The sequence below is a fragment of the Ruegeria sp. genome (genome assembly GCF_965243365.1).
GTDB lineage: Bacteria > Pseudomonadota > Alphaproteobacteria > Rhodobacterales > Rhodobacteraceae > Ruegeria.
Window position 1 is genome coordinate 2,919,813 of record NZ_CBDEUW010000002.1, and the last position, 12,323, is coordinate 2,932,135.

The window sequence follows — 12,323 nt, forward strand, 5'->3', positions numbered from 1 at the left end:
TCAACGACGCTCGCGGCGGTCGCCACGCTCGTCACGCTTCTGCATCTGGACCGAAGGGCCCTCGGCATGCTCGTCGACCTTGATGGTCAGAACGCGCATGACATCGTCATGCAGGCGCATCAGGCGTTCCATTTCCTGAACGGCGCCAGCAGGGGCGTCGGTTTTCAGGAAGGAATAGTGGCCTTTGCGGTTCTTGTTGATCTTATAAGCCATCGTCTTGACGCCCCAGTACTCGCTGTCGATGACGTTACCGCCATTGTCAGCCAGAACGGTGCCGAAATGTTCGACAAGGCTTTCTGCCTGCGCGTTGGACAGATCCTGACGCGCGATCATTACATGCTCATACAGTGGCATGTTCACTCCTGTTTATATCAAGGCGCATTTCAAAGGCGGGGCCATCAAGCCCTTCGCGACCCTGCCACGAGAGGCTGCGCGATTCATACGTAGTGCGAAGGATGGCCTCATATACACGTTTGTGCGCGGGGAGCAAGCCCTGCCACATATGCCATTGTGAAGTCGCCCTATTTCCTTTGCTCCGCCCAATTCCTGACGCTTTTCGCCCCGAGGTTGTTCATTAAGCCGGGATCACCCGGACGAACCGAACCAAAGACAGGGCGAGACAAATGGCCGTGACAAATACGAACTCTTTCAAGCAATCTGCACCGAGCGCCGGGTTCGAGAAATCCGTGCCAGTTCTGATCACTTTTTCACCGAATTGGAAAGCCCGGATGATCCTTTTCCGGGTGCTGGGCGCCTTTATGATTCTGTCGGCCTTTTCGATGTGGCTGATGCCAGGGTCCGTCATGGGTGCCGAAGTCTGGCCGATCAAGCTGGTGGCGTCGCTGATGTTCCTGATTGCGGGTGTTAGCCTGCTGACGATTGAGGTTCTGGATGCCCGCCCGGACGCCTATTTCGACCCGATCCGCCGCGAGGTGCGCATCCTGCAGAAGAATGAAAACGGCCGCCCCCAGACCGTTCTGCGCCGTAGCTATGACTCGCTGGGCGGCGCCCGGTTCGACGAAGGTCAGGTGGAATTGTTCGACGTGGATGGCAGCCTGTTGATGAAACTGCCACTGGAATCGGCGGATGTCAGCCGAGCGCTCAAGGGTCAACTAAGCCAAAACGTTCCGATTTTCGCTTAATTCTTCACTCTGTTCAAAAAGGAACAGAAGTTGTTGATGAATAGAGCTTGTGTGCCGCCCTTGGGCGGCACATTTTTGTTTCTGAGCAACCCACCCGGTTTGCGACCACAAATTTGCGGAGATTGTCATGAAATCCACACTTCTTGCAGCTGCCTTGGCCGTATCGGCAACGACGGCCTTTGCGAGCGCCGAAAAATACGTTCTGGACCCCAGCCACAGCCAAGTTGTTTTTACGTATAATCACCTGGGCTATTCCACGACGACAGGTATGTTCTCGGGGTTTGAGGGCGAGATCATGTTTGACCAGGAAGATCCCGCCGCATCAAGCGTGACCGTATCCATGCCGGTTGTCGAGATGATCACCGGCTGGAAGCCCCGCGAAGATCACTTTATGACCGAAGATTTTTTTGGTGCGGCTGAGGGTGATCTGGTCACTTTCACCTCGACCGGTATCGAGGTCACTGGTGACAATACAGCGAACATCACCGGCGATCTGACCATGAATGGTGTGACCAAGTCGGTTGTTTTGGATGCCAAGCTGAACCAGGTCGGTGATCACCCGATGGCCAACAAGCCTTGGGCCGGGTTTGACGCAACAACCACGCTGGTGCGCAGCGATTTTGATCTGGGCCAGTTTGCGCCGTTTGTCGGCGACGAAGTGGAAGTCAGGATTTCGATCGAAGCTCAGAAGGCTGACTAAGCCGGATCTGATTGTTGAAGTTGAAACCGCCGGTGCCAGATGCACCGGCGGTTTTCTTATTCTTCGCGGGTCGCAGTAAGCTCGACCGAGACGGCGACGCCAAAGCCAAGCGACTCTTCGGTCGGTTGCGAGGTGCCGACGTCGAAATCCATCCGGTTAAGGTCGACGGCTCCGATCATGGTCGCGCTGTCATCCTGAAGTTCCAATGTGAATGGCAGGACAATATCAACGGTCTGATCGCGGATTGTCAGGGGGCCGCGGGCCTCATAGCCTGCGGTGGTTTTATAAAGGTCGGCCTTGAACGTTGCGGTTGGAAACGCGGCTACGTCAAAAAAGTCTGCACCCTTGGCCTGATCCGATACAGTGCCCAGATTTATCGACCCTACGGCAATCGTCACCTCAACGGTTCCCGAAAGGCCGGGCTCATCCGGGTCTTCGAAAGCAATGGCTGCTGTCCAGTCTTCAAACGTGCCGGTCACGGGGCTGCCGAGCTGTGTGATGGTCAAAGACAATGTGCCATCCTGCACCTGCCAGTCGGATTGCACTTCGGTCAACTCATCGATGTCCAACCCAACCTTTGAATGGGGTGAGAAGACACCGATGGACCAGCCTCCGGTAATGACAGCCACCCAAACTACAAAGGCAGCGACGACCGGAAGCGCCGAATGTTTCTGAGCCGGAGGCTCGGGCGCGTCTGCGTGTCCCGGCAGCATCCGGCGAAGGGTGCTGTCCTTGTCCACTACGTGGTGCTTTAGCGCGCCCATGATATGCAGAGCTAGCGACCCGACCAGCACCCAGATGAAAAGCCAGTGCAAGGCCGCGGTCAATTCGGACAGGTAGGCAGATTTGGGCACAAATGGCAGGTTCTGCCCGAATGGCCACAGGATCGGAGCGAACCCTTCGGCGGAGGCATGATGCAGCCAGCCGGTCAGCGGCACCAGAACGAGCGAGGCGTATAGCATCCAGTGCACGGTTTCGGCGGCGAAAGCCTCGGGCTTGTTCTCGGCATTCAGCAAGCCGGGTTTGGTCTGCGTCACGGCCCAAAGTATTCGCGCCAGTGCTACAAAAAAGACTGACACTCCAATGGTTTTATGGATCGAAAACAGCCGCGCCGTCCGGGCGATATCTTCTTCGGTTGTTGGTACAGAAGGGTCGAATACCGCATGTGCCATGTTGTCGGCGACCCATCCAAGCGGAAGCGCGGTAAAGATCAGCAGGGCGGTGAGCCAATGAAATGTCTTGGTGACGCTGCCATAGCTGGAGAAGGAATTGGTAGTGGCCATTGGGGACGCTCCGAGATTCTGTCGCTGTGCTCAAACTAAAGACGGGTGGCCTTGACGCAAGTACGAGCAGACGCACAGTAACGGTGCCGGGATGCAGAACACAGGCAGTGCTTGTGCCAGGCGATCAGTCAGTTTACACCGCGCCGCAACCTGACGTCATGCAAGAGGCAACAATGACACGCGCGTTCGTTTTTCCGGGGCAGGGTGCCCAGACCATCGGAATGGGTAAAGCTCTGGCCGAGGCATATCCGGCCGCTCAGGCGGTTTTCGATGAAGTTGATGACGCCCTTGGGGAAAAGCTGAGCACGTTGATCTGGGAAGGTGATATTGCGGACCTCACGTTAACCCAAAATGCGCAACCTGCGTTAATGGCGACATCCATGGCGGCGATGCGTGCGCTGGAAGCCGAAGGCGTTCAGAACACCGACGCGGCTTTTGTGGCAGGCCATTCACTGGGCGAGTACTCTGCGCTGGCGGCTGCTGGATCGTTTTCGGTTGGTGATACGGCGCGTCTGTTGCGGACGCGGGGTCTGGCCATGCAAAGCGCCGTACCTGTGGGTGAGGGCGCAATGGCAGCTATTCTGGGTCTTGATCTGGAGGCTGTGCGCGCCGTAGCGCAAGAGGCTGCGCAGGGTGAGGTTTGTCAGGCGGCCAACGACAACGATCCGACACAGGTTGTGGTCTCGGGCGCCAAGGCGGCGGTAGAACGCGCTGCCGAGATCGCCAAGGAAAAGGGCGCGAAGCGGGCCGTGATGCTGCCGGTGAGCGCTCCGTTTCATTGTGCACTGATGCAACCGGCTGCTGATGCGATGGCCGAGGCGTTGGCAGATGTGCAGATCAAAGCTCCGGCCGTACCGCTGGTTGCCAATGTGCGGGCTGAGGCGGTCACTGATCCGGACTTGATCCGCAGTCTGTTGGTCGAGCAGGTCACTGGTTCGGTCCGCTGGCGCGAAAGCGTTCAGTTTATGGCGGCGCATGGCGTGACCGAAACGTGGGAAATTGGTGCCGGCAAGGCGCTGTCCGGTATGATCCGCAAGATTGACCGGGCGATTGCGGGCAAGGCCGTGGGAACTCCGGAAGATGTTCAAAAGGCCGTTCAGGCCGAAGAGTAATCCAAATATACGTCGGCAATGACGAAACAAGAGGGAAACCGAATGTTTGATTTGACAGGTAAGAACGCGCTGATCACCGGCGCGTCGGGCGGTATCGGGGGCGATATTGCGCGCGCCCTGCATGGCGCGGGTGCGACGGTCGGCTTATCCGGCACGCGGATCGAGCCGCTGCAGGCGCTGGCGGATGAGCTGGGCGAGCGGGCGCATATTCTGCCGTGTAACCTCAGTGACCCGGAAGCGGTTGACGCGCTTCCGAAACAAGCTGCCGAGGCGATGGGTTCGGTTGATATCTTGGTCAATAACGCCGGTATCACCCGGGACAATCTGTTCATGCGCATGTCGGAAGACGAGTGGCAAAGCGTTCTGGATGTGAACCTGACCTCGACCATGAAACTGTGCAAGGGTGTTGTTCGCGGCATGATGAAGGCGCGTTGGGGCCGGATCGTGAATATCTCGTCGGTTGTTGGCGCGATTGGTAACCCCGGTCAGGCGAACTATGCCGCGTCCAAGGCGGGTATGGTCGGGTTCTCCAAAGCTTTGGCGCATGAGGTTGCGACACGTGGAATTACGGTGAATGCCGTCGCACCCGGCTTTATTACCACGGCGATGACAGAGAAGCTGACCGACGACCAGAAGGCCGGTCTGCTTAAGACTGTACCTGCCGGGCGGATGGGCGAACCCAGCGAAATCGCGGCGGCTGTTCTGTATCTGGCAAGCCCCGAGGCGGGCTATGTTACCGGAAGCACCTTGCATGTGAATGGCGGTATGGCCATGTTGTAAGCGCGTTTCGGGGCAGGCGCGAAAGCGTTTGCCTTGCGCGTCGTCTGTGTTATAGGCGGCGCATATACGTAGGGACCGGTCAAATTGGCCGGTTCTGTAGATTTCCCGGGTTTCCGGGACCCAAACCGCCCGGAACGGGCAAAACAAGCCACCCCGCGCGGGCATGGGCAGAACCGGGCAGACAGCCCTGAAAAGGAATGAGGAATAGACATGAGCGACGTCGCAGATCGCGTTAAGAAGATCGTTGTTGAACACCTGGGTGTGGAAGAGGACAAAGTTGCGGAAAACGCTTCCTTCATCGACGATCTGGGTGCAGACAGCCTGGACACTGTTGAGCTGGTTATGGCCTTCGAAGAAGAGTTCGGCATCGAGATCCCCGATGACGCAGCCGAGACCATTCAGACCTTCGGCGACGCGGTCAAATTCATCAGCGAAGCTTCCTAATAGCATCGATTTTGGCAAAAGCGGCGCTTCCGGGCAACGGAGGCGCCGTTTTTTATTGTCCGCTGAAAATTGTTCTTGCACAGCGCCTTGGCGGTTCGCACTCTGCCCGATGAGGCATAGTTTCAAGCGGGCAAGGGCATGATAAGATCCACCCCGATGATAAACACAGCACGGCTGACGCTGTGCGCGATGCGGCCCGAGGATTTCGGCCGGTTCGCAGAGATTTGGCGCGACCCCGAGGTTCTGCGCCATGCAGGGTATTGTCCACGAACACGTGGTGAGGCCTGGGATTTGTTCCTGCGCAATGCCGGGCATTGGCAGATGACAGGATTTGGCCAATGGGGCGTGGTCCTGCAATCGAATCGCACTTTGATAGGTCACGCTGGGTTCTTTTATGGCAACCGGGATCTTGGATCTGACTTCGATCCTTTTCCCGAGGCAAGCTGGGTTCTGGCGCCAGAAGGTGAGGGTTATGGCTACGAGGCCGCAAAAGCCGCGCATGATTGGTTTGATCGGGTCATTCCAGGCCCGTTGGTCGCGATGGTTGATGCGGAAAATGCCAGATCACGAGACCTTGCTGAACAGCTTGGCTACGTCAAGCTGCGCGAAGCCGAGTATCGGAATGCTCCGGTGCATCTGTTTCGCAGGAACGGCCCACCCGCACTGGCGTGAAACACGTCGGGCTGTTTGATGCCGCAAACGGGCTCGACTTTGCCGATCCCAAGTGATTTGGGTCCGGTTCGGGGCGATATGCTACCGTTGAATACAGAGTGATTCAGCGGAGGATATGGGTCATGATGATTTATCCAACAATGGAACTGCAGAATGGCCGGTGCGTCACGCTTCAAAAAGGCCGCCTGGACGAGCCAATGATATGGCACGTCGATCCGGTGCAAACCGCGCGAAGCTGGTCGGCAGCCGGGGCGGAATGGATGCAACTGACTGATTTCGACGCGATTGAGGGGCGGGATACAAATGCGTCTCTGGTCGAGGAAATCATACGCTCGGCTGAGATGTCTGTTCAGTTGGCTGGCGGAATGCGGACGCGCGAACATGTCGAGCACTGGATCGACAAGGGGGCCGGACGTGTGGTCATCGGTACCTTGGCGGCCCGTGATCCGATTCTGGTTAAAGAGCTTGCAAAGCGTTACCCGGATCAGATCGTTCTGGCCGTGGATGTCTGGCAGGGTTACGTGATGACCGAAGGTTGGCGCAGTCAAAGTGCCTTTACAGCCGAAGCCTTCATCGATGCCTTTGAGAATACGCCTTTTGCTTCGATACTTGTCACTGATATCGACAGCGATATGGAAGATGTCGAAGCACAGCTGGGGCTTATTTCCGGCCTCGCAACCCATTCGCGAACGCCAGTCATCGCCAGTGGTGTTGTGCGGACCGCTGATGATATCTCGCGTTTGGCTTACATTCCGAATATCGACGGGGCGATTGTGGGCCGGGCCTTGTTCCGTAAGTCGCTGAGCATCGAAGAAGCGCTGAGCGTAGCAAAATCTGCGCATGAGCCAGTTGCGCATTTTCAGTAGTATTTAACGTTCTGAAGAAACCGCCTCTGGTCGCCCGTATGCCAGAGGCGGTTTTTTGCTTTCTGGTCAATTGGAGGAAAGAGCAGTCAGTACGAATAGCTCGTTGCTCTTGCCCCCGGACCCCGGGCCGGGGTATGAGCGGTTCTCATAACAGGAAGCAGGCAAGAGGCAATTCATGCGCAGAGTCGTTGTTACCGGTCTGGGATTGGTCACTCCTTTGGCCAGTGGGGTCGAGGAAACATGGTCACGGCTGCTGGACGGAGAGTCCGGTGCGGGCCCGATTACGCATTTCGATGCTGAGGCAAGCGGCGTAACCACGACCTATGCCTGCGAAGTTCCGCGCGGTGACGGAACGGACGGGACGTTCAATCCTGATGATTGGATGTCGCCAAAAGAGCAACGGAAGATCGAAGACTTTATTCTTTATTCGATCGCTGCGGCTGAGATGGCTTGCCGGGATGCGGGCTGGACACCGGAAGATGAAGAAGATCGTCTGCGGACAGGTGTTCTGATCGGGTCAGGGATCGGTGGGCTTGGCTCTATCGCGGATACGGCGAACCTGATCCGGGACAAGGGTCCGCGCCGCGTTTCACCGTTCTTTATTCCGGGCGCGCTGATCAACCTGGCTTCGGGTCAGGTTTCGATCCGTTTCGGGTTTAAAGGACCGAACCATTCCGTCGTGACGGCCTGTTCGACCGGTGCACATGCGATTGGAGATGCCAGCCGGATCATTCGCGCAGGCGATGCGGATGTAATGATTGCCGGTGGCGGCGAAGGCTGTATCTGCGAGATCGGTATTGCCGGGTTCAACGCCTGTAAGGCGCTGTCGACCAAATATGCTGACGATCCGAAAAAGGCGAGCCGTCCTTATGATGTAGATCGCGACGGGTTCGTGATGGGTGAGGGCGCAGGTATTGTAGTTCTGGAAGACTACGAACACGCCAAAGCCCGTGGCGCCAAAATCTACGCCGAAGTGCTGGGCTATGGCATGTCCGGCGACGCCTATCACATCACTGCACCGTCCGAGGATGGCGACGGGGCCGAACGTTCGATGAAAGCCGCCTTGCGCAGCGCCGGGCTGGAGCCGAAGGATCTGGACTATATCAACGCGCATGGCACCTCGACCATGGCGGATACGATTGAGCTAGGCGCTGTGGAGCGTTTGCTGGGCGAGCACGCGGGCAATGCGACCATGACCTCGACCAAATCGGCCACCGGGCACCTGCTGGGTGCGGCTGGCGCTATTGAGGCGATCTTTTCGATCCTGGCGATCCGCGATCAGGTGGCACCGCCCACGATCAATCTGGATAATCCTGCCGTTGAAACTCCGATCGATCTGGCCCCGAACGCCAAGCGCGAGCGTGAGATCAATGTGGCCCTGTCAAACTCGTTCGGCTTTGGCGGCACCAACGCGAGTGTGATCTTCGGAAAGGTCAGCTAGATGTGGCGCGCGCTTGCATCGAACGCGCTGACTGTATTGGTGGTTGGGCTGTTCCTGATGGGTGGCCTGATCCTGTGGGGGCAGTCGCAATACAAGGCTGAAGGACCCTTGGAAACTGCGATCTGCCTGCAGGTCAAAAGCGGGTCCAATATGACACGTGTCAGTCGGGACCTTGAAGATCAGGGCGCAATCAGCAACGCCACGATCTTTCGCATGGCGGCGGATTACACTGACAAATCCCAGCAGTTGAAGGCCGGTAGCTTTCTGGTGCGCGAAGGTTCGTCGATGGAGCAGATCATCGATGAAGTCACGCGCAGCGGTGCCAGTACCTGCGGAACTGAGATCGAGTACCGGATTGGCGTAACCCGCCTGCAGACCCGCGTGCGTGAGTTGGACCCGGCGACCCTGAACTTTGTTGAGATCGCCTCGTTTGAAGTCGGCGAAGAAGAAACACCGGCGGTTTATACCGAGAAACGGGATGAGGCGGATACGCGGTACCGGATTTCTCTGGCTGAGGGTGTGACCAGCTGGCAGGTTGTCGAAGCGCTGAAGGCGATGGATGTGCTGGCTGGTGAGGTTGCCGAAATCCCGCCCGAGGGCATGCTGGCCCCCGACAGCTATGAGGTGAGGCCGGGGGACGAGCGTGTGGCCGTTCTGCAGGACATGACCGAGAAACAGCTGTTACGAGTTGATGCAGTTTGGGAAAACCGACAGGGTGGCTTGCCTCTGAGCAGCCCCGAAGAGATGTTGATCTTGGCGTCGATCATCGAAAAGGAAACTGGGGTTCCGGAGGAGCGTGGGCAAGTGGCCAGCGTGTTTGTGAATCGCCTGAATCAGGGGATGCGGCTGCAGACCGACCCAACGGTGATCTATGGTGTGACCGAAGGTAGGGGTACGCTGGGACGCGGCTTGCGGCAAAGTGAGCTGCGCCGGGCAACTCCTTGGAATACCTACGTGATCGAAGGGTTGCCACCGACGCCGATTGCTAATCCGGGATTGGCTAGTCTTGAGGCGGCGGTTGCGCCGGATGAGACGGACTATGTGTTCTTTGTTGCCGATGGCACGGGCGGTCACGCCTTTGCAGAGACGCTGGACGAGCACAATCGCAATGTTGCCAAATGGCGTGAGATCGAGGCCGAGAGAAACTCGGGCAACTGACGCCCTTCAGGTTTGGTAGAAGTGCAAAGCCCCAAGGCAGATTTGCCATGGGGCTTTTTTGTTCAGGCGGCTGGGCGACGGCGGCGCGGCCGACGGCGTTTGTTCGCTGCGGAAGGTTGACCACCGTTGGCGGGTTTGGGTTTGAACCCACGTCGCCGGTTGCCGGAACGACTGCCTGGCTTTTTGGCTTCGGCCGCTTCGGGCATTGTGCCACTGGCCACAGGGATTTCGATCTTCATGAGTTTCTGAATCTGACGCAGCAGATCGACCTCTTCCGGGGCGCAGAAAGCAATTGCCTCACCCTCGCGTCCGGCCCGGGCGGTGCGCCCGATGCGGTGGACGTAGTTGTCGGGCACCTCGGGCAGGTCGAAATTGATGACATAGGCGACGCCCGGGATGTCGATGCCCCGTGCGGCCACATCTGTTGCGACCAGGATGTTGACCTCTCCAGCGCGGAACGCCTTGATCGCCCGGTCGCGCTGCCCCTGGCTTTTGTTGCCATGGATCGAGGCGGCGTTGTACCCGTCGGCGACAAGCCCTTTCATTAGCCGTTCAGCCCCGTGTTTGGTTCGGGTGAAGACCAGAGTCAGCGCATCTGTGTCTTGTGATAGAATTTCACGCAGCTTCGCCGGTTTTTCGGGTTTGCCGACGAAATGCAGCGACTGCGTGATCTTATCTGCTGCTTTCCCCGGAGGAGAAACCTGAACGCGTTGCGGGTTTGTCAGGTAGGCGCGGCTGAGTTCTTCCATCTGTTTCGGCATGGTCGCCGAGAAAAGCATGGTTTGGCGCGGAGTCCCCAGGGCCGGAGCGATTTTGCGCAGAGCATGAATGAAGCCCAGGTCCAGCATCTGGTCGGCTTCGTCCAGAACGAGATGACGAACGGAACCCAGGTTGACGGCGCCGCGCTCCATCAGGTCAATCAAGCGACCGGGAGTGGCGACCAGAATATCAGTACCGCGGGCCAGAAACATCACCTGTTTGTTGATCGATTGGCCGCCCACGACCGTAGCTACCCGAAGTTTGGTGCCCTTGGTCAGAGAACGCAGGCTGTCGGCGATCTGATTGACCAATTCCCGGGTCGGAGCAAGGATCAGCGCCTTGGCCGTTTTCGGATCAGGTTTGCCGGGTTGTGCAAGCAGGTGGTCGATCAAAGGCAGGCCGAACGCCAGGGTTTTACCTGTGCCGGTCTGGGCCAAGCCCAAGATATCATTTCCGTTCAGGGCAAGGGGGATGGCCTGGTTCTGAATGGGCGTAGGTTTTGAAAAATTGGCGCGTTTCAGCGCGTCGTTTAGGGCCGGCGCAAGGCCGAGCATGTCGAAGTCGAACAAATAACTATCCTTTTCAGCCCGCGAATTTCGCCCACGGACAGGTGGTTTTGGGCCGCACTGTTGCGACCGACAGGGTTAAGCAAGACCTCGAGTCACGCAGGCGGTTCCTGCGTCATCCGGTCGTCGCGTCAAGAACCCTGCGTGATGGGGAACTAGGATTTTGGGCGCTGTGGGGCTGCTACGGCCCGCAGATGCTCACGCGTCAGCGCTGTGTCTGGGGGCACATGATTGCTGCGGTCGCAAATGTCAAGCGCCAGGTGTGTCTAGCGTGATGATACACCAGACAATTGTTGTTTTTTCGCTGGCGTTCTGGGGGCGGGTACGCCAACGATTGTCTGGTTGAGGCCGTGCAAGTTGGGCGGCCAAAGCGGAATGAGTCAGGACAATCAATGTCGGTAAGAGAGACGCAAGGTTCCAGCTTGAAGGTCGCCAGTTTCGCCCTTGTTCTGGGCGGGGCGATGTGGGGCCTCTATTGGATCCCGGTACGCTATTTCGTAGATCAGGGGCTGAGCGGTGCCTGGCCGGGGATCGTCATGTACACAGCGGCCCTGGTCGGCTTGCTTCCATTTCTGTGGCGCGAGCGGTGGCAACTGATACGGGATTGGCGTGACCTGATCTTTAGCGGCGTGTTCACCGGCGCAGCTTTTGGTCTGTTTACGATCAGCCTGATATATACCGATGTTGTGCGCGCAATTCTGTTGTTTTACCTGACACCCGTTTGGGGCACGCTGGTCGGTATCATATTTCTCAGAGAACGTCTGGGCGTCACGCGCATGCTGGGGTTGTTGTGTGGTCTTGGTGGCATGTTCACTGTGCTGGGCGGAGAGCAGGGATTTCCCTGGCCCAGTAAAACGGGCGACTGGGCCGCTCTGGTGTCCGGTATCGCCTGGGCCTTGGGAACGCTTGGCGTCTATCGCTCGCAGGGAATTTCTGTGCCGGGGCAGGTTTTCGCCTTTATACTTGGCGCGTTGGTCCTATCTTTGGTCAGCCTGGTGTTCAGTTCAGGGGGCACGGCCTCTGGATCGGAAACGGCCGTCATCGTTGGCGCTCTGCCCGTTGCGCTTTTGTCCGTCATCTATACGCTTCCCATGATCTTTTTGACCATCTGGCCTGCGACCAAGCTGACGCCGGCGCGGGTCGGGTTGCTGTTGATGAGCGAGGTCGTGGTCGGGCTGATCTCGGCGGCGGTTTTGTCGGGCGAACCATTTGGTCTTCGTGAGGCCGTGGGCGCCGCCCTGATCGTCAGCGCGGCGTTTCTTGAAATCGCCAGAGGATAACAATTTCTAAACAGATCGTTCGGCGTTTGTTGCGCAAGTGTTGCGTAACATATTGACTTTGCGCGTCTTTATTGGTATTGAATATGGCATGCTAGAAGAGGTGGGCAACGGCCCCGGGGC

Annotated in this window: 13 protein-coding genes; 10 read left to right on the top strand and 3 right to left on the bottom strand. The window is 57.9% G+C overall.

The window, feature by feature from the left end:
• Entirely contained in the window at positions 1-354 is a 354-nt protein-coding gene (rpsF, locus tag ACP0GE_RS18185) for a 30S ribosomal protein S6 (protein ID WP_424833315.1), read from the bottom strand.
• A 269-nt stretch (positions 355-623) separates the two neighbouring features.
• Here rpsF and ACP0GE_RS18190 point away from each other — a divergent pair, with 269 nt between their 5' ends.
• Entirely contained in the window at positions 624-1,142 is a 519-nt protein-coding gene (locus ACP0GE_RS18190) for a hypothetical protein (RefSeq protein ID WP_424833316.1), read from the top strand.
• 127 nt (positions 1,143-1,269) lie between these two features.
• On the top strand, positions 1,270-1,842 hold the full coding sequence (locus tag ACP0GE_RS18195; protein ID WP_424833317.1) for a YceI family protein: 573 nt from the start codon (positions 1,270-1,272) through the stop codon (positions 1,840-1,842).
• Between the two features lie 56 nt (positions 1,843-1,898).
• Here the strand turns inward: ACP0GE_RS18195 and ACP0GE_RS18200 are convergent, their stop codons facing one another.
• Positions 1,899-3,125 (bottom strand): cytochrome b/b6 domain-containing protein, encoded by a 1,227-nt coding sequence (locus ACP0GE_RS18200; RefSeq protein WP_424833318.1) that lies wholly within the window; start codon positions 3,123-3,125, stop codon positions 1,899-1,901.
• 173 nt (positions 3,126-3,298) lie between these two features.
• On the opposite strand from ACP0GE_RS18200, the gene fabD reads away from it, so the two are divergent.
• The 7 genes from fabD to mltG all read left to right on the top strand — a co-directional run bounded on the left by fabD (position 3,299) and on the right by mltG (position 9,598).
• Complete coding sequence (gene fabD / locus ACP0GE_RS18205) at positions 3,299-4,237, top strand: ACP S-malonyltransferase (RefSeq protein WP_424833319.1); 939 nt, start codon at positions 3,299-3,301, stop codon at positions 4,235-4,237.
• A gap of 42 nt (positions 4,238-4,279) precedes the next feature.
• A complete protein-coding gene (fabG, locus tag ACP0GE_RS18210) occupies positions 4,280-5,017 on the top strand; it encodes a 3-oxoacyl-[acyl-carrier-protein] reductase (RefSeq protein ID WP_424833320.1) in 738 nt (245 codons plus the stop codon).
• A gap of 210 nt (positions 5,018-5,227) precedes the next feature.
• On the top strand, positions 5,228-5,461 hold the full coding sequence (locus tag ACP0GE_RS18215; RefSeq protein WP_008756330.1) for an acyl carrier protein: 234 nt from the start codon (positions 5,228-5,230) through the stop codon (positions 5,459-5,461).
• Between the two features lie 138 nt (positions 5,462-5,599).
• Positions 5,600-6,133, top strand: coding sequence for a GNAT family N-acetyltransferase (locus ACP0GE_RS18220; protein ID WP_424833321.1), 534 nt, complete (start codon positions 5,600-5,602; stop codon positions 6,131-6,133).
• A gap of 122 nt (positions 6,134-6,255) precedes the next feature.
• Positions 6,256-6,999: a HisA/HisF-related TIM barrel protein gene (locus tag ACP0GE_RS18225; RefSeq protein ID WP_424833322.1), complete on the top strand. Its 744-nt coding sequence runs from the start codon at positions 6,256-6,258 to the stop codon at positions 6,997-6,999.
• Between the two features lie 175 nt (positions 7,000-7,174).
• The gene (gene fabF / locus ACP0GE_RS18230; RefSeq protein WP_424833323.1) at positions 7,175-8,440 is read left to right on the top strand and encodes a beta-ketoacyl-ACP synthase II; all 1,266 of its coding nucleotides are present in this window, start codon (positions 7,175-7,177) and stop codon (positions 8,438-8,440) included.
• Entirely contained in the window at positions 8,441-9,598 is a 1,158-nt protein-coding gene (mltG, locus tag ACP0GE_RS18235; protein WP_424833324.1) for an endolytic transglycosylase MltG, read from the top strand.
• 62 nt (positions 9,599-9,660) lie between these two features.
• On the opposite strand, the gene ACP0GE_RS18240 is transcribed toward mltG, so the two are convergent.
• A complete protein-coding gene (locus ACP0GE_RS18240) occupies positions 9,661-10,926 on the bottom strand; it encodes a DEAD/DEAH box helicase (RefSeq protein WP_424833325.1) in 1,266 nt (421 codons plus the stop codon).
• A gap of 389 nt (positions 10,927-11,315) precedes the next feature.
• On the opposite strand from ACP0GE_RS18240, the gene ACP0GE_RS18245 reads away from it, so the two are divergent.
• Positions 11,316-12,203 carry a DMT family transporter gene (locus ACP0GE_RS18245; RefSeq protein WP_424833326.1) on the top strand — a complete coding sequence of 296 codons (888 nt, stop codon included), beginning with the start codon at positions 11,316-11,318 and terminating at the stop codon, positions 12,201-12,203.
• Positions 12,204-12,323: the final 120 nt, after the last annotated feature.

Coding starts and splice junctions, on each gene's coding strand:
- ACP0GE_RS18200 (WP_424833318.1), bottom strand. CDS start 3,125: ATGGCCACTACCAATTCCTTCTCCAGCTATGGCAGCGTCACCAAGACA.
- ACP0GE_RS18220 (WP_424833321.1), top strand. CDS start 5,600: ATGATAAGATCCACCCCGATGATAAACACAGCACGGCTGACGCTGTGC.
- ACP0GE_RS18215 (WP_008756330.1), top strand. CDS start 5,228: ATGAGCGACGTCGCAGATCGCGTTAAGAAGATCGTTGTTGAACACCTG.
- ACP0GE_RS18245 (WP_424833326.1), top strand. CDS start 11,316: ATGTCGGTAAGAGAGACGCAAGGTTCCAGCTTGAAGGTCGCCAGTTTC.
- rpsF (WP_424833315.1), bottom strand. CDS start 354: ATGCCACTGTATGAGCATGTAATGATCGCGCGTCAGGATCTGTCCAAC.
- fabF (WP_424833323.1), top strand. CDS start 7,175: ATGCGCAGAGTCGTTGTTACCGGTCTGGGATTGGTCACTCCTTTGGCC.
- fabD (WP_424833319.1), top strand. CDS start 3,299: ATGACACGCGCGTTCGTTTTTCCGGGGCAGGGTGCCCAGACCATCGGA.
- ACP0GE_RS18190 (WP_424833316.1), top strand. CDS start 624: ATGGCCGTGACAAATACGAACTCTTTCAAGCAATCTGCACCGAGCGCC.
- fabG (WP_424833320.1), top strand. CDS start 4,280: ATGTTTGATTTGACAGGTAAGAACGCGCTGATCACCGGCGCGTCGGGC.
- ACP0GE_RS18195 (WP_424833317.1), top strand. CDS start 1,270: ATGAAATCCACACTTCTTGCAGCTGCCTTGGCCGTATCGGCAACGACG.
- ACP0GE_RS18225 (WP_424833322.1), top strand. CDS start 6,256: ATGATGATTTATCCAACAATGGAACTGCAGAATGGCCGGTGCGTCACG.
- mltG (WP_424833324.1), top strand. CDS start 8,441: ATGTGGCGCGCGCTTGCATCGAACGCGCTGACTGTATTGGTGGTTGGG.